At 73.0% G+C, this 15,355-nt stretch carries 15 protein-coding genes; 9 read left to right on the forward strand and 6 right to left on the reverse strand.

Translation table 11 applies throughout. The features are described 5' to 3' along the window. Window positions 1-56: 56 nt before the first annotated feature. The 3 genes from cydB to AAH991_RS02270 form a co-directional block, all read right to left on the reverse strand. Window positions 57-1,064, reverse strand: a complete 1,008-nt coding sequence (cydB, locus tag AAH991_RS02260; RefSeq protein WP_346223786.1) for a cytochrome d ubiquinol oxidase subunit II — start codon at window positions 1,062-1,064, stop codon at window positions 57-59. 82 nt (window positions 1,065-1,146) lie between these two features. Beyond that, on the reverse strand, window positions 1,147-2,421 hold the full coding sequence (locus tag AAH991_RS02265) for a cytochrome ubiquinol oxidase subunit I (protein ID WP_346223787.1): 1,275 nt from the start codon (window positions 2,419-2,421) through the stop codon (window positions 1,147-1,149). 154 nt (window positions 2,422-2,575) lie between these two features. After that, window positions 2,576-3,712 carry an RICIN domain-containing protein gene (locus AAH991_RS02270; protein ID WP_346223788.1) on the reverse strand — a complete coding sequence of 379 codons (1,137 nt, stop codon included), beginning with the start codon at window positions 3,710-3,712 and terminating at the stop codon, window positions 2,576-2,578. Between the two features lie 308 nt (window positions 3,713-4,020). Between AAH991_RS02270 and AAH991_RS02275 the strand changes: the two genes are divergently transcribed. Continuing rightward, window positions 4,021-4,626, forward strand: coding sequence for a dihydrofolate reductase family protein (locus AAH991_RS02275; protein WP_346223789.1), 606 nt, complete (start codon window positions 4,021-4,023; stop codon window positions 4,624-4,626). Between the two features lie 20 nt (window positions 4,627-4,646). Here AAH991_RS02275 and AAH991_RS02280 read toward each other — a convergent pair whose 3' ends face one another. Both AAH991_RS02280 and AAH991_RS02285 read right to left on the reverse strand, forming a co-directional pair. Further along, the gene (locus tag AAH991_RS02280) at window positions 4,647-5,024 is read right to left on the reverse strand and encodes a DUF3147 family protein (RefSeq protein WP_346223790.1); all 378 of its coding nucleotides are present in this window, start codon (window positions 5,022-5,024) and stop codon (window positions 4,647-4,649) included. A 152-nt stretch (window positions 5,025-5,176) separates the two neighbouring features. Then, window positions 5,177-5,536, reverse strand: coding sequence for a hypothetical protein (locus AAH991_RS02285; protein WP_346223791.1), 360 nt, complete (start codon window positions 5,534-5,536; stop codon window positions 5,177-5,179). Window positions 5,537-5,849: 313 nt separating this feature from the next. On the opposite strand from AAH991_RS02285, the gene AAH991_RS02290 reads away from it, so the two are divergent. From AAH991_RS02290 to AAH991_RS02315, 6 genes are read left to right on the forward strand one after another with little or no spacing between them, the layout of a single operon-like run. Next, entirely contained in the window at window positions 5,850-5,939 is a 90-nt protein-coding gene (locus AAH991_RS02290; protein WP_169983891.1) for a potassium-transporting ATPase subunit F, read from the forward strand. Then, window positions 5,939-7,600, forward strand: a complete 1,662-nt coding sequence (gene kdpA, locus AAH991_RS02295) for a potassium-transporting ATPase subunit KdpA (RefSeq protein WP_346223792.1) — start codon at window positions 5,939-5,941, stop codon at window positions 7,598-7,600. The genes AAH991_RS02290 and kdpA overlap by 1 nt, the downstream gene beginning before the upstream one ends. Continuing rightward, a complete protein-coding gene (kdpB, locus tag AAH991_RS02300; RefSeq protein ID WP_346223793.1) occupies window positions 7,600-9,711 on the forward strand; it encodes a potassium-transporting ATPase subunit KdpB in 2,112 nt (703 codons plus the stop codon). Before kdpA ends, kdpB begins: the two co-directional genes overlap by 1 nt. A gap of 14 nt (window positions 9,712-9,725) precedes the next feature. Beyond that, window positions 9,726-10,589, forward strand: coding sequence for a potassium-transporting ATPase subunit C (locus AAH991_RS02305; protein ID WP_346224078.1), 864 nt, complete (start codon window positions 9,726-9,728; stop codon window positions 10,587-10,589). 6 nt (window positions 10,590-10,595) lie between these two features. After that, the gene (locus tag AAH991_RS02310) at window positions 10,596-13,178 is read left to right on the forward strand and encodes a sensor histidine kinase (protein WP_346223794.1); all 2,583 of its coding nucleotides are present in this window, start codon (window positions 10,596-10,598) and stop codon (window positions 13,176-13,178) included. Continuing rightward, a complete protein-coding gene (locus AAH991_RS02315; RefSeq protein WP_346223795.1) occupies window positions 13,175-13,843 on the forward strand; it encodes a response regulator in 669 nt (222 codons plus the stop codon). The genes AAH991_RS02310 and AAH991_RS02315 overlap by 4 nt, the downstream gene beginning before the upstream one ends. A 15-nt stretch (window positions 13,844-13,858) precedes the next feature. Here the strand turns inward: AAH991_RS02315 and AAH991_RS02320 are convergent, their stop codons facing one another. Continuing rightward, complete coding sequence (locus AAH991_RS02320) at window positions 13,859-14,473, reverse strand: DUF6461 domain-containing protein (protein ID WP_346223796.1); 615 nt, start codon at window positions 14,471-14,473, stop codon at window positions 13,859-13,861. Window positions 14,474-14,590: 117 nt separating this feature from the next. On the opposite strand from AAH991_RS02320, the gene AAH991_RS02325 reads away from it, so the two are divergent. Next, a complete protein-coding gene (locus tag AAH991_RS02325) occupies window positions 14,591-14,806 on the forward strand; it encodes a hypothetical protein (protein WP_346223797.1) in 216 nt (71 codons plus the stop codon). Next, complete coding sequence (locus AAH991_RS02330) at window positions 14,803-15,324, forward strand: P-loop nucleotide/nucleoside kinase family protein (RefSeq protein WP_346223798.1); 522 nt, start codon at window positions 14,803-14,805, stop codon at window positions 15,322-15,324. Before AAH991_RS02325 ends, AAH991_RS02330 begins: the two co-directional genes overlap by 4 nt. The last annotated feature ends 31 nt before the right edge of the window (window positions 15,325-15,355 follow it).

Raw genomic sequence — 15,355 nt, forward strand, 5'->3', positions numbered from 1 at the left:
TCGAGGTACCCATCGTAGTGATGGGCATACGTCAAGAATCGGTCTCGGTGACGGGGCTACAGGTACGTCGGCGTACGGCCGGCCCGGTGGCGGAACAGCCACCAGTTCCACGCCTGGGCGAGGAGCATCAGGGGCACCATCACCGCGGCGAAGCCCACCAGGATCCGCAGCGTGGCCGCCTCCGCCATCGCCTCCGTCAGGCGCAGGCCGGTGCCGGGAGCGCCGGAGGAGACCAGTACGAAGGGGTGCAGGCCCGCGCCGAGGGCGACGACGGGCAGGGCGGCCGCGCACGAGGTGGCGGCGAAGGCCCGTCCGGTGCGTCCCGCGCCCAGCAGGGCGGCCCCCGCGAGGAGCGCGACCACCAGGGCCGCGCCGGCCGCGAGGGCGGGAAGGGAGTTGACGACGGCGTGGCGCGCCGAGGAGCCGGCGACGAGGACGGCCGCCGCCGCCCCGGCCGCCGCGAACAGGGCGCGCCGACCGGCCCGCGCCGCCCGGGCGCCCGTCTCGCCGCCGGTCCGCCAGGCCAGGAAGGACGCGCCGTGCGCGAGGAACACCGCGGTGGTCGTGGCGCCGCACAGCAGCACGAAGGGGTCGAGCAGGTCGGCCGGACCGAGCGAGAAGGCGTTCCGCGCGTCGAGCGGCACCCCGGCGAGCAGCCGGCCCGTCACGAGCCCCCATCCCGTGGCGGGCACCAGCCCACCCAGGAAGATCAGCCCGTCCCAGACCCGGCGCGCCGAGGCGCTCCGGTGGCGGCTCCGCACCTGCACGGCGGTGTTGCCGACGACGATCCCGGCCAGGATCGCCGCGAACAGGAAGTACATCCCCGACAGCAGCCGCCCCTCCAGGAAGGGGAAGGCGCCGAACAACACCCCCGCCGCGGCCACCAGCCAGACCTCGTTGCCGAGGAAGAACGGGCCGAAGGCGTTGAGCAGCGCCCGGCGCTCACCGTCGTCGCGGCCGAGCGTGGGGGCGAGCAGCTGCACGCCGTAGTCCAGGCCGGCCAGGACGAAGTAACCGGCGAGCAGCAGCCCGAGCAGGGCCGGCCACACGAGTTCGAGAGTCACGGGTTCCTCTTGGCGGGTCGAGCCACAGGCCGAGTCACGGGACGAGCCATAGGACGAGTCACGGGACGGGCCGACGGTCGGGCTACAGGGCGAGCGACGTGGCAGGCCGTTCCGCGTGCCCGTCGCGAGGCGCTCCGCCCAGGTCGGTGTCGGCCGGGCCGCGGCGGGCGTACCGGATGATCAGGGCCCAGTCGGCGATCGCCAGCGCGAGGAACACCGCGCCGAACAGGACCAGGGACGTCAGCATCGAGCCGACGTGCGACCGCGCGGCCGCGGTCGTGAGCTCGCCGTACACCGCCCAGGGCTGGCGTCCCACCTCGCGCAGCAGCCATCCGCCGAGCGCGGCGACGAAGGGCAGGGGAACCGCGACGAGCATCAGGTACGCCGCCGGGCGGAAGCGGAGATACCGGTCCCGGTGGAGCAGGACCAGAGCCACGACGATCAGCAGGAGGATCAGGTAGCCGACGTCCTGCATGACGTCGAAGGCGGTGGCGATCCAGGCGGGCGGCCGGTAGTCGCCCGCGCCGAACCGCTGGACCAGCTGGGCCTGCACGTCCTCGACCCGCAGGGAGCCGATGTCGTCGACATGGCCCCGCAGGGTCGCCGCCTTCATCGGCTGGGTCTCCACGAGCGTCGGGATCTGCACGAACCCGTAGTAGAGCGCCACGAACGCCGCGGGCGCCGCCGTGAACAGGCCGAGGCGCAGCGAGGCACGGAAGAACGCACGCTCGGCCGTGCGCTTGAGGAAGTGGTAGGAGCTCACCCCCGCCATGAAGACCCCGCCGGTCATCAGGGCGGCGGACGCGGCGTGCACCAGCGCGTTGATCGCGTTGGGGTTGGTGAGCATGGCCCCGAAGTCGGTGAGCCGGGCCACGCCGTCGCGCACCTCGTGTCCCACCGGATGCTGCAGGAAGCCGTTGGCCACCATGATCCAGTACGCCGAGGCGTACGCGGTGAGCGTGACCAGCCAGATCAGCGTGACGTGCACCGCCTTCGGCAGCCGGCCCCAGCCGAAGATCCACATGCCGAGGAAGGTCGACTCGGCGAAGAAGGCGACGATCGTCTCGAGTGCGAGCGGAGCGCCGAAGACGTTGCCCGCGTACTCCGACAGCCCGCTCCAGGCGAGCCCGAACTGGAACTCCATGACCAGGCCGGTGGCGATGCCCAGCACGTAGTTCACGACGTAGATCTGGCCCCAGAACCGGGTCATGCGCTCCGTGAGCGGTGAACCGCGGAGGGCGTGCCGGGTGTGCGTCACCGCGATCAGCGGGGCGAGCCCGAGGGTGAGCATCACGAACAGCCAGTGGAAGCCGGCCGTGGTCGCGAACTGCAGGCGCGCCAGCGTCTCGTCCGTCATCGGCGTCCGTCGTCCGTAGCCCGGAGGAGGGAGGCCCCGGACGCGTGGTGAAGCGACAAATCAGCCCTTTTCTCGCAAAGTCCGCAAGAGTGGACGGATCATATCTCTGATCCACCTCTCGCCGGAGCGAGGCCCTCCACCCGCGCCGCGATGGCTATTCGGGGCCGATGAGGAAGGTCTGTCCGGGCGCGGAGGCGCAGGGCCGTTCGACGGCCTCCGCCCCGGGCGCGCCGTCGACTGAGAGGCACAGGTCGCTCGACGCCGGCCGGATCCGGTAGCCGTCTTCGCCGACGGGTTCGAGCCGGAAGCGCTGGTTGGGCCTGGCGCCGGTGCAGTCGCTCCAGGGCTGCAGCATGCCCGCCGTGGGGCCGGCCGGGATCACCGTCAGGCAGCCGACGCCCTTCGCCGGGTCGGGGTGATCCCATTGCAGGTGGACCAGCCCGCCACCGGCCGGGGTGAGGAAGGTCCGCGGCGGGACCGCGGTGGCACAGGGGCCCAGGACGGCGACCTCGGGATCGTACGAGACGTCCCTGGCCCGCCCCGCCGTCAGGCACAGGGACGGATCGGCGGCCGGCCGCACCTGAACCCACCTGCGGGCCGCCACCGATCCGCCTCCCGGTCCGCCCACCGATCCGCCCACCGGGCCGGACGGTGCGGCGGCCGGGATCGACGCGGAGGGGCGGGAGGCCGCCTCCCCGGTGGCCATGCGGTCGAACTGCCAGGCTCCGACCAGGCAGAGCAGGGTCGCGGCCGCGGCGCCCGCCACCAGTCGCCGGGCCGGGGCCTTCCGCCCGGGGGCCTCGCCCACGGCGGGCGAGGCCGGGACCCGGCCGGTGTTCCTCCCGCCCGCGCCGATGTCGAGGGTCTCGTCCGGCCGGGAGACGTCATGTCCGGGAGCCGGCGGGGTGGACGCGGGTGGCGGCGCCGCCCGCGTCCCATCGGAGGCCACGAGGTGCGTCCCACCCCCGGGGGCGGCGGGCGTGTCACCGGGCAGCGGGGTGGTCGCCTCGCGGGCGACGGCCAGGCGCCGGCGGGCGTCCAGCCACTCGGCGACGGTGTCGTCGCCCGCCCCGCATGCCCGTACGAACGCGGCGAGCAGGTCTTCGCGCGGCAGATCCCGGCGACTGAGCGCGCCGGCCAGGGTGGCGCGCGGCAGGACGTCCCCCACGGCTTCGGCGCGGCGTTCGAGCTGCCGGTAACTGCACCCGCTCCACGCCCGGAGCCGCCTCATCAGGGCGACGAACTCCGCGGGCGTGGCGGCGGTCCGCGGCTGCGGCCGGGTGTCGGTCACGCTCACTCCATCCCGTAGATCCCCTGTGCTCCCCGGCAGCCTATGCACGCTTTCCGGGTGTCCGAGATCGTCCGGAAGTGTCCGGGACACCGCCGACGTGTGGACGTGAGCCCGCGGGCCGGGCCACGGTGGCCTTGCACAACGGCCCGTCGGCGCCGGAGCACGCAGGTGCTCGGTGGCGTCACGGGGGCGCCGTGGCGGCGGACGTGACCGCCCATCCCGGCACCGGGTGGCGGCGCACGCATTCTTCCCGGCCGACTGGGCGCACGTCCGTCGCCGCATCTCATTCGACATGAGGGATACGAACCATGGGACGCATAGTTCTGTCTGTTTTCACCACCCTTGACGGCATCATCGAGAACCCGCACGAGTGGGCTTTCGGATTCGTCAGCGAGGACTCGATGCAGGCCGGCCTCGACCAGATCCGCGCGGCGCGGGCACTGCTCCTCGGACGGGTCACGTACGAGGGCTTCGCGGCCTCCTGGCCGTCGATGACCGACGAGGTGGGCTACGCCGACGCGATGAACACCCTGCCGAAGTACGTCGTGTCGACCACGCTGACCGAGGCCGCCTGGAACAACAGCACGATCATCGGCGCGGACGCCGCGGCCCGGATCGAGGCCCTGAAGAAGGAGGTGGACGGCGACATCCTCGTCTTCGGCAGCGCGGCGCTGGTGCGGTGGCTGCTGCGGGAGAACCTCCTCGACGAGATGCGCCTGGCCGTCTATCCGGTGCTCGCCGGTCGCGGCGCCCGCCTGTTCGACGACGACTCCGCGGGCCCCGCCACGCTGCGGCTCACCGGCACGCAGGCGTTCTCCTCCGGCGTGGTGCTGCTCACCTACGAGCCGACCGGCGAGGGCCTCGCCGACCCGGCCGCCGCACGCCGGGCGGCCGAGGCGACCGCCGGGGGGTGATCGAGCGTCCGCGACCCGGCTCAGCGGCGCAGCCGGGTCGCGGCGGCGTACAGGGAGAGGGAGACGGCGGCCCAGGCCACGGTGGCGGCCGTGAGGGACACCCACAGGGGCCAGACGGCCACCGTGGTCGTCACCACGGCGGCGAAGCCGATCAGGCCGAGGGCGCCGAAGGTCGCGCCCCACACGTCCTGCCCGGCCTGGCGTACGCCGTCCTCCTTGGCGATGAGGGTGACGCTCGCGAGCAGGATCGCCGGGAACGCGAGGAAGAGCCCGCCGGCGCGCGGACCGGCCAGCTCCGACACCACGCCGGCGAGCGCCGACACCCCGGCGCCGAACGCGAAGCGGACCACCCAGTCGCGCGGCGGCGGCCGCCTGAGCTCGCCGACGCGCAGCCGCACCTTCTCGCCGCCGTCACGAGAGCGGCCACTGTCACGAGAGCCGCCACTGTCACGAGAGCCGCCACTGTCACGAGAGCGGCCGTCGCCATGAGAGCGGCCACTGTCACGAGAGCGGCCGTCGCCATGAGACCGGCCACCGTCGCGATCGGCGCTCACGGTTCCGGCGCCAGCGCGTACCCGGCGGCCACCGTGGCGCCCCAGACCGCGAGCGCGGCCAGCGCCCCCCACCAGGCGCCCCACCTGCCCAGAAGGGGAGCGGCGACCAGGCAGTAGAGCACGAAACCGGCCGCGCCGATCCACATGCCGCGAGCCGAGGCGAGGACGTCCGGGACACCGGCGATGCCCGCGGTGACGATGAGGCTCGCCAGGGCCACGGAAGGGGCGGCGCTGAAGACCCCGGCGAGCCGCTTGGGCGTCAGCGTCTCGGCCAGCGCCGCGAAGGCCAGCACGAACACGCCGCCGGCCAGGGCTTTCAGGACGACCTTCAGGATCACGTCACTTCCGTCGCCCACGCCGCGTCCCCTCCCCGGAACCGGCACGGATGTTCGGGGGGCGCCGCTCCGCCGGTTGAACCGCGTTGATTTCCGGCACGCGAACGCCCGAAACCCCCGTCGTCGCCCGCGTACAGGGGGCGTCAATACTCGGTTCGAACCCGTATGGAAGCCGTCAAGAGCGGTCATATGCCCCCGATCTCGGACTTTGCTTGTGCTGAGAGCGCCGAAGCAATCACAACCGAGGAGTGGGGATGGCGGACGTCGTCTTCGTCGCCCTGACGATCGCGGTCTTCACGATCGTCGGGCTCGTCGTACGGGCGGTGGAGCGCCTGTGAGCGTGGTCAACGCCGTGGGCCTCGGAGTGGCCGCGGCCCTGCTGGTGTTCATGGTGGCGGCCCTGCTGTTCCCGGAGCGCTTCTGATGGGCGCGGCAGCGGCAGGGGCCGTGCTCGTGCTTTCGGTCGTCGCGGTGCTCGCCGTCGTCTACCTGCTGCTGGGCGACTACCTCTACCGGGTCTACACCGGCACCCGGCACAGCGCGGCCGAGCGCCTCGTCTACCGCCTGATCGGCGTGCGGCCGGACGCCGAGCAGCCGTGGGCGGTCTACGCACGCGCCCTGCTGGCCTTCTCCGCGGTCTCGGTGCTGGTCGTGTACGGCATGCAGCGCCTGCAGGACAGGCTGATCCTCGGTCTCGGCCGGCCCCCGGTCCCCGCCCACGTCGCCTGGAACACGGCCGTCAGCTTCGTGACGAACACCAACTGGCAGGCGTACCCGGGCGAGACCGTGATGGGCCACCTGGTGCAGATGGCCGCCCTGGCGGTGCAGAACTTCGTCTCGGCGGCGGCCGGCATGGCCGTGGCCGTCGCGCTCGTGCGGGGCTTCGCCCGCAGGCAGGCCGACACCATCGGCAACTTCTGGGTGGACCTCGTGCGCGGCACGTTCCGGGTCCTGCTGCCGATCGCGTTCGTCGCCGCGCTGGTGCTGGTCGCCGGCGGCGTGGTGCAGAACCTCGCGTCGCCGCACACGGTGACGACGCTGACCGGCGCCCCCCAGGCGATCCCCGGCGGCCCGGTGGCGAGCCAGGAGGCGATCAAGGAGCTCGGCACCAACGGCGGCGGCTTCTACAACGCCAACTCCGCCCATCCCTTCGAAAACCCGGCGGGATGGACGAACTGGCTGCAGATCGTCCTGCTCCTGGCGATCCCGATCGCGCTGCCGCGCACCTTCGGGCGCATGGTCGGCCAGGTGCGGCAGGGACACGCGATCCTCGCCGTCATGGCGGTGATCGCGCTGGTGAGCGTGCTGCTGACGAACGTCTTCGAGCTCTCCGGCGGGGCCGCGGTCCCCCGGGCCGCCGGCGCGGCGATGGAGGGCAAGGAGGTCCGCTTCGGCGTGCCCGGCTCCGCGACGTTCGCCGCCGCCACCACGCTGACCTCGACCGGCGCCGCCGACGCCGCCCACGACTCCTTCACGCCGCTCGGCGGCATGATGACGATGCTGAACATGATGCTGGGCGAGGTCGCGCCCGGCGGCGCCGGTTCCGGCCTGTACGGCATCCTGGTGCTGGCCGTGATCACCGTCTTCGTCGCCGGTCTCATGGTGGGCCGTACGCCGGAGTATCTGGGCAAGAAGATCGGCGCGCGCGAGATCAAGCTGGCCTCGCTCTACTTCCTGGTCACCCCGGCCCTCGTGCTCGCCGGCACGGCCGTGGCGATGGGCAACCGGGCCGGCCTCGCGGCCATGCTGAACGGCGGGCCGCACGGGCTGTCGGAGATCCTCTACGCCTTCACCAGCGCGGCGAACAACAACGGCTCGGCCTTCGCGGGGATCTCGGCGGGCACGCCCTGGTGGTGCGTCGCGCTCGGCCTGTGCATGGCTTTCGGCCGGTTCCTGCCGATCGTCTTCATCCTCGCCCTGGCCGGGTCGCTGGCCCGGCAGGCGCCGGTGCCGGTCTCCGCCGGGACACTGCCCACCCACCGCGCGCAGTTCGTCGGGATGGTGGCCGGAGTCACGGTCGTCCTCGTCGCCCTCACGTTCCTGCCGGCCCTCGCGCTCGCGCCGCTCGCGGAAGGACTGTCCTGATGCCCAAGTCAGCGCGGCGCGCGAGCGGCGGCATCGGCGGCGGCCTGCTCGATCCCCGGCAACTGGTGCGGTCGCTGCCCGACGCCGTACGCAAGCTGAACCCGGCGACGCTGTGGCGCAACCCGGTCATGTTCGTCGTCGAGATCGGCGCGTTCCTCACCACGGGCCTGGCGATCGCGGGCCCTTCGGCGTTCGCCTGGGCGATCACGGTCTGGCTGTGGCTGACGGTGCTGTTCGCCACCCTGGCGGAGGCGGTGGCGGAGGGCCGCGGCAAGGCCCAGGCCGCCACCCTGCGGGCGGCCAAGCGCGACACCGTGGCCCGGCGCCTGGCGGATCCGCGCGACCCCGCCCGGTGGGAGGTCGTCGGCGCCCAGGAGCTGCGCCAGGGCGACCACGTGGTCGTCGAGGCCGGAGAGGTCGTCCCGGGCGACGGAGACGTGGTCGAGGGCATCGCCAGCGTGGACGAGTCGGCGATCACGGGGGAGTCCGCGCCGGTGATCCGCGAGTCCGGCGGCGACCGCTCGGCCGTCACCGGCGGCACGAAGGTGCTGTCGGACCGGATCATCGTACGGATCACCCAGAGGCCCGGCGAGAGCTTCGTCGACCGGATGATCGCCCTGGTCGAGGGGGCGGACCGGCAGAAGACCCCCAACGAGATCGCGCTGAACATCCTGCTGGCCGCACTTACGATGATCTTCCTGGTCGCCGCCGTGACCATGCAGCCGCTGGCGATCTACTCCAAGGCCCAGAACCCGGGCGTACCGGACACGCCCGCGCTCGGCGCCGACGGGGTGAGCGGGGTGGTGCTCGTGTCGCTGCTGGTCTGCCTGATCCCGACCACGATCGGGGCGCTGCTGTCGGCCATCGGCATCGCCGGCATGGACCGTCTGGTGCAGCGCAACGTGCTGGCCATGAGCGGGCGGGCGGTGGAGGCCGCGGGTGACGTCACCACTCTGCTGCTCGACAAAACCGGCACGATCACCCTCGGCAACCGCCAGGCGTCGCAGTTCGTCCCGGCCGAGGGCGTCCCCGAGCTCGACCTGGCCGAGGCGGCGCAGCTGGCGAGCCTCGCCGACGAGACCCCCGAGGGGCGTTCGATCGTCGTCCACGCGAAGCAGGTTTACGACCTGCGTGAACGCCGGCCGGGGGAGCTCGCCCACGCGGAGTGGATCGCCTTCACCGCCCAGACCCGCATGTCCGGGGTGAACGTGGACGGACGGCAGGTCCGCAAGGGCGCCGCGACCTCGGTGATGAAGTGGGTGCGGGACAACGGCGGCCACCCCACCGGGCAGGTCGGGCACCTGGTGGACGGGATCTCCGCCTCCGGCGGCACGCCGCTGGTGGTGGGCGAGGTCGGCGGCGGCACGGCCCGGGTGCTCGGCGTGATCCACCTCAAGGACGTGGTCAAGCAGGGCATGCGGGAGCGGTTCGACGAGATGCGCCGGATGGGCATCCGCACCGTGATGATCACTGGGGACAACCCGATGACCGCCGGAGCCATCGCCAGGGAGGCCGGAGTGGACGACTTCCTGGCCGAGGCGACCCCCGAGGACAAGCTCGCGCTGATCCGCAAGGAGCAGGAGGGCGGGCGGCTGGTCGCGATGACCGGGGACGGCACCAACGACGCCCCCGCGCTGGCGCAGGCCGACGTGGGAGTGGCGATGAACACCGGCACCTCGGCCGCCAAGGAGGCCGGGAACATGGTCGACCTCGACTCCAACCCGACCAAGCTCATCGAGATCGTCGAGATCGGCAAGCAGCTGCTGATCACCAGGGGAGCGCTGACGACGTTCTCGATCGCCAACGACATCGCGAAGTATTTCGCGATCATTCCGGCCATGTTCGCGGCGGTCCACCCCGGCCTCGAAACGCTGAACGTGATGCGGCTGCACAGCCCGCAGTCGGCCGTCCTGTCCGCGGTGATCTTCAACGCCCTGGTGATCGTGGCGCTCATCCCCCTCGCCCTGCGCGGGGTGCGTTACCGGCCCTCCAGCGCGTCCACGCTGCTCGGCCGCAACCTCTGCCTGTACGGCCTGGGCGGCGTCCTCGCGCCGTTCGTCGGAATCAAGCTCATCGACCTGCTGGTCCGGTTCCTCCCGGGGATGTCCTGATGGCTGGAGACGTGATGGAACGCCTGCCGAACACGCTCCGCCGGCACCTCGCGGCGGTCCGCGCCGTCGCCGTGTTCACGCTGGTCCTGGGCGTCCTGTATCCCCTGCTGGTGACCGGTGTCGCCCGGGTCCTGCTCCCCCACCGCGCCGGCGGCTCGATCGTCCGCGCGGACGGCAGGGACGTGGGCAGCGCCCTCATCGGCCAGTCCTTCACCGACCGGTCCGCCCGCCCGGTGCGCGGATACTTCCAGAGCCGCCCCTCGGCGGGCGGCTACGACCCGGCGGCCTCGGGAGCGAGCAACCTCGGCCCGCAGGACGTCGTCGACCGCCTGCCCGACCCCCACGGGACCGGCGAGGCCGCGCGGAAGGGCAGGGTCTCCCTGCTCACCCAGGTGTGCGCGCGCTCGAAGGCGATCGGCGAGCGGGAAGGCGTCAGCGGGGCCAGGCCGTACTGCACCGCGGACGGAACGGGCGCGGTGCTGAAGGTCTTTCCCGCCGTCGGCAGGGCCACGAGGGTCGTCAGCGTCAACCAGGCGTGCCCGGCGGCGCCGTTCGTCGCCACGTACCAGGGCGTGCGGGTCGAGTGCGGCAGGCCCGGCGAGGACTATTCGTCAGGGCGTACCGTGCCGGTCCGCGGAAACGCCCGGGCGGTCGTCCCGCCGGACGCGGTGACGGCGAGCGGCAGCGGCCTCGACCCGCACATCTCCGTCGCGTACGCCGAGCTGCAGGCCCCCCGGGTGGCGCGGGAACGCGGGCTGGACGTGCGCGGGGTGCGCACACTGATCGCCGAGCACACGACCGGCCGTGCCCTCGGTTTCCTGGGGGAGCCCGGTGTGAACGTGCTGGAGCTCAATCTGGCCCTCGACAGGGAGAGGTGAGCGGCCATGCCACGCGGGCGGCTGCGGATCTACCTCGGCGCGGCACCCGGGGTCGGCAAGACGTACGCGATGCTGTGCGAGGGCCACCGCCGCAGGGAGCGCGGCACGGACGTCGTGGTCGGCCTCGTGGAGACCCACGGCCGGGTGCGCACCGCGCGGCTGCTGGAGGGGCTGGAGATCGTCCCCCGCAGGAGCGTGACGTACCGGGGGGCGGCCTTCCCCGAACTGGACGTGGACGCGGTCATCGCCCGGCGCCCGCGGGTCGCCCTGGTCGACGAGCTGGCGCACACCAACGTGCCGGGCTCGCGCAACGCCAAGCGCTGGCAGGACGTCGACGAGCTCCTCGACGCCGGGATCGACGTCATCTCCACAGTGAACATCCAGCACCTGGAGTCGGTCAACGACGTCGTGCGGCACATCACCGGCGTCCCGCAGCGCGAGACCGTGCCCGACGAGGTCGTACGGCGGGCCGACCAGGTCGAGCTGGTCGACATGTCCCCGGAGGCGCTGCGGCGGCGGCTCGCGCACGGCAACGTGTACACGCCGGAGAAGGTGGACGCCGCCCTCGCCAACTACTTCCGCGTCGGCAACCTCACCGCGCTGCGCGAGCTGGCCCTGTTGTGGCTCGCCGACGAGGTGGACGAGCAGCTCGACCGCTACCGCGCCGAGCACGGCATCGCCGACACGTGGGAGGCGCGCGAGCGGGTCGTCGTCGCGCTCACCGGGGGACCCGAGGGCGACACGCTCGTGCGCCGGGCGGCCCGCGTCGCCGCCCGCACCAAGGGCGCGGACCTGCTCGCCGTCCACGTCACCCGCGCGGACGGGCTCGGCGGCGGCGACCCGGCGCTGCTGGCGCGCCAGCGCGCCCTCGTGGAGAGCATGGGCGGCACCTACCACCAGGTGGTGGGCGACGACGTGCCGCGGGCGCTGCTGGAGTTCGCGCGCGGCGTCAACGCCACCCAGCTCGTGCTCGGCGCCTCCCGGCGCGGCCGGTTCGCCCAGATCTTCAGCAGGGGGGTGGGCGTCGAGACGACCGCGCGGTCCGGCTCGATCGACGTCCACATGATCACCCATGAGCACGTCAACAAGGGACGGGAGCGTCCGCGGTGGTCGCGGGCGGCGCTCACCCGGCGGCGCAGGCTGGCGGGGTGGGCCGTCGCCGCCGGCGGCCTGCCGCTGCTCACCGCCGCGCTGCTCCCCTTCCGGGGCACGCTGGCCCTGCCGAGCGTCATCCTGCTGTTCCTGACCACGGTCGTGGGTGTGGCGCTGATCGGCGGCCTGTGGCCGGCGATCACGGCGGCGGTCGCCGGCTCCCTGCTGCTGAACTTCTTCTTCACCCCGCCGCTGCACACCCTGACGATCGCGAATCCGGAGAACCTCCTCGCCCTGGTCGTCTTCGTCCTCGTCGCGGCGGCGGTCAGCATGATCGTGGACGTGGCGGCCCGCCGTACGCGGGAGGCCGCCCGCGCGGGGGCGGACGCCGAGATCCTGTCCGCGCTCGCCGGGCACGTGCTGCGCGGCGAGGCCGCCGTGCCCTCCCTGCTCGCGCGTACGCGGGAGACGTTCGGCCTGGCCGCGGTCACGCTGCTGGAACGGCGCCCCGAGGCGGGGCAGGGTCCGGACGACCGGTCCGACCCCGGCTCCTGGCGGATCGTGGCCACGGCGGGGGGAGAGCCGTGCGTCTGCCCCGGCGCCGCCGACGCCGACGTGGACATCGACGACGACCTCGTGCTCGCCGCGCGCGGCCGGCTGCTCGACGCCTCGGAACGCCGCGTGATCGAGGCGTTCGCCGCGCAGGTCGCCGTGGCTCTGCGGCAGGAACGGCTGGAGGAGGAGGCCGGGCAGGCCCGGCCGCTGGCGGAGGCCGACAGGATGCGCACCGCGCTGCTCGCGGCGGTCAGCCACGACCTGCGCACTCCGCTCGCCGCCGCGAAGGCCGCCGTGGAGAGCCTGCGCGCCACCGACGTCGAGTGGTCCCCGCAGGACCGCGCCGAACTGCTGGAGACCGCCGACGAGTCGCTGGCCAGACTCGACCGCCTGGTGGCGAACCTGCTCGACATGAGCCGTCTGCAGGCCGGGGTGCTCGGCGTGGCCGCCCAGCCGGTCGCCGTCGAGGACATCGTGCCCCGGGCGGTCGACGACCTCGGGCCGCTCGCCGCCGAGGTGCGGATCGACATCCCGCCCGACCTGCCCGAGGTCGTCGCCGACCCGGCGCTGCTGGAACGGGTGCTCGCCAACGTCGTCGCCAACGCCGTCCGCTACACCCCGGCAGGGGAGAGCGTGCTCGTCACCGCCAGCAGGTACGGCGACCGGGCCGAGATCCGGATAATCGACCGTGGGCCCGGTGTGCCGCGCGACGCCTACGACCGGATCTTCCTGCCCTTCCAGCGGCTGGGGGACCGGGACAACCACACCGGGGTCGGGCTGGGGCTGGCCCTGGCGCGCGGGCTGGCCGAGGCGATGGGAGGGCGGTTGTCACCCGACGAGACCCCCGGGGGAGGGCTCACCATGGTCCTCACCCTGCCCGTCGCCGTACACACCGGCGACGTGCCCGGGCTGCCGCTGGAGCTCGGCGGCGGAGCGCCGTGAGCCGCATCCTCGTCGTCGACGACGAGCCGCAGATCCTGCGCGCGCTGCGGATCAACCTGGCCGCGCGCGGATACGAGGTCGCCGTCGCGGCGGACGGCGGCTCGGCGCTGCGCGAGGCCGCCGACCGGCGTCCCGACCTGATCGTGCTCGACCTCGGGCTGCCCGACATGGACGGAGTCGAGGTCATCCACGGCGTACGCGGCTGGAGCAGCGTGCCGATCATCGTGCTGTCGGGGCGCACCGGCAACCAGGACAAGATCGACGCGCTGGACGCGGGCGCGGACGACTACGTCACCAAGCCCTTCGGGGTGGACGAGCTGCTCGCCCGGGTGCGGGCGGTCACCCGGCGCGCCGGCCCCCGGGAGAGCGAGCCCGCCCGCGTACGGATCGGGGACCACGTGGTCGACCTGGCGGGCAAGACCGTCTCCGGCGACGTACGGCTGACCCCGACCGAGTGGCGCATCCTCGAACTCCTCGTCCGCAACCCCGGCAAGCTGATCGGCCAGCGGCAGCTGCTGAGCGAGGTGTGGGGCGTGCGGTACGTGAAGGAGACGCACTACCTGCGCCAGTACATGGCCCAGCTCAGGCGCAAGCTGGAGGGGGATCCCGCCCATCCCGTCCACCTGATCACCGAGCCGGGCATGGGTTACCGCTTCGTCCCCTGACGCCCTGAGCGGGGCTCAGTCGTCGGGGTTCGTCGTGCCCGCGAGGAACGTCATCTCCAGCAGGGCGGGGGACAGGTCCACCCCGGTGACGACGCCCGCCAGAGCGAACGCGGCGGCGATCGGGTCCCGCGGCATGGGGTCGTCGAAGCCGTCGCGGCCGAGCCCCACGTCGCGCATCTCGCCGATCCACCGGTCGGGGTCGTCGCCGGACCGCAGATGCGGCGCCAGGGGTTCGAACCGCGTGATCACCCGGCCGTCGATCGCGTGGGCGAAGTCGTCGGAGGCGTAATCGTGCCTGCTGACCGCCACGACCTCGGTGCCCCGCGAGACGCGTTCGAGCACGCCCGCCTCGGCGGCGACCCGCCAGCCGCCGGGCTCGACGAGCACGGTCCAGTCGCCCATCCGCACGGCGCCGGCCCAGGCGGCGTCCATGCCGTCCGAGCTCTCCAGGGACTCCTCCGCGTTCTCGTCCAGCTCCTCGAACGTCATCTCGTCGATGGTGCTCTCGTCCACGCCCAGGCGGACGAGCACCTCCCGGGGCGCGAGCCCGCGCACGAAGGACACCCCGAATATGGCGCCCAGCGGCCCGTCCCCGGATAACCAGCCGAATTTCACGTCGATGTCCGACACGGCGACCTCTTTCATCTGCTGCCGGACATCATGGCAGCGATCAACGTTCGGCGTCCGGCCTCCCGGCCGTCGCAGGGGGCGGGAATGTCGGTCGGGTGCGGAAGAATCGCTCTCATCATGACCACCACCACCGCGCCGATCGAGGTGCCCACCCGCTCCCTGCCGGTCGAGCTGGTCGACGGTCCCGGGGGCAGGCTCTATCTGCTCCCCTTCGCGCCGCTCACCCCGGACGACTGCGAGGCCCTGTCCGTGCTCCTCGCCGCCCGGGCCGCCGCCGTACGCCGCGGCGAATCCGTGGCGCCGGAGCAGAGCCGGCCCGGGCCCGATCTGTGATCATCTGGCTGAACGGGACGTTCGGCGTGGGCAAGACCACCACGGCGGCGGAACTCGTGCGAACGATCCCGCGGGCTCACTTCTTCGACCCCGAACAGGTCGGCGTCATGCTCACGCATGCCACGGGCCTGCCGAAGGTCGGCGACTTCCAGGACTGGACGCTGTGGCGGACGATCGTCGTGGAGACCGTCACCCGGCTGGCCGACCAGGTCGGCGGCGTCCTCGTCCTGCCGCAGACCGTCCTGGTCGAGGAATACTGGCGGGAGATCCGCGCGGGCCTGGAGACGGCCGGCGTCCCGCTGCGCCACTTCGTGCTCCACGCCGACCGGGCCACGCTCCTGCGGAGGATCGAGGGGGACACGCCGTCGAACTCGCGGTGGAGGCTGGACCATCTGACGGCCTACCAGGACGCCCTCCCCTGGCTCGGCCGCGAGGGCCGGCTCGTCGACACGACCGGCATCCCGCCTGCCGGCGTCGCGGCACACATCGCCGCCACCGTCGCCCCCGACCAGCCCTGAACCGCCGGGGGCCATTCAACAGGGAGATGTG

Origin of the sequence: Microbispora sp. ZYX-F-249 (assembly GCF_039649665.1) — a bacterium.
GTDB classification, from domain to species: domain Bacteria; phylum Actinomycetota; class Actinomycetes; order Streptosporangiales; family Streptosporangiaceae; genus Microbispora; species Microbispora maris.

Bases quoted from the DNA above. Each gene is read 5' to 3' on its own strand.
- AAH991_RS02265 (WP_346223787.1), bottom strand. From the start codon at position 2,421: ATGACGGACGAGACGCTGGCGCGCCTGCAGTTCGCGACCACGGCCGGC.
- AAH991_RS02275 (WP_346223789.1), top strand. From the start codon at position 4,021: ATGGGACGCATAGTTCTGTCTGTTTTCACCACCCTTGACGGCATCATC.
- kdpA (WP_346223792.1), top strand. From the start codon at position 5,939: ATGGGCGCGGCAGCGGCAGGGGCCGTGCTCGTGCTTTCGGTCGTCGCG.
- kdpB (WP_346223793.1), top strand. From the start codon at position 7,600: ATGCCCAAGTCAGCGCGGCGCGCGAGCGGCGGCATCGGCGGCGGCCTG.
- AAH991_RS02305 (WP_346224078.1), top strand. From the start codon at position 9,726: ATGGAACGCCTGCCGAACACGCTCCGCCGGCACCTCGCGGCGGTCCGC.
- AAH991_RS02310 (WP_346223794.1), top strand. From the start codon at position 10,596: ATGCCACGCGGGCGGCTGCGGATCTACCTCGGCGCGGCACCCGGGGTC.
- AAH991_RS02325 (WP_346223797.1), top strand. From the start codon at position 14,591: ATGACCACCACCACCGCGCCGATCGAGGTGCCCACCCGCTCCCTGCCG.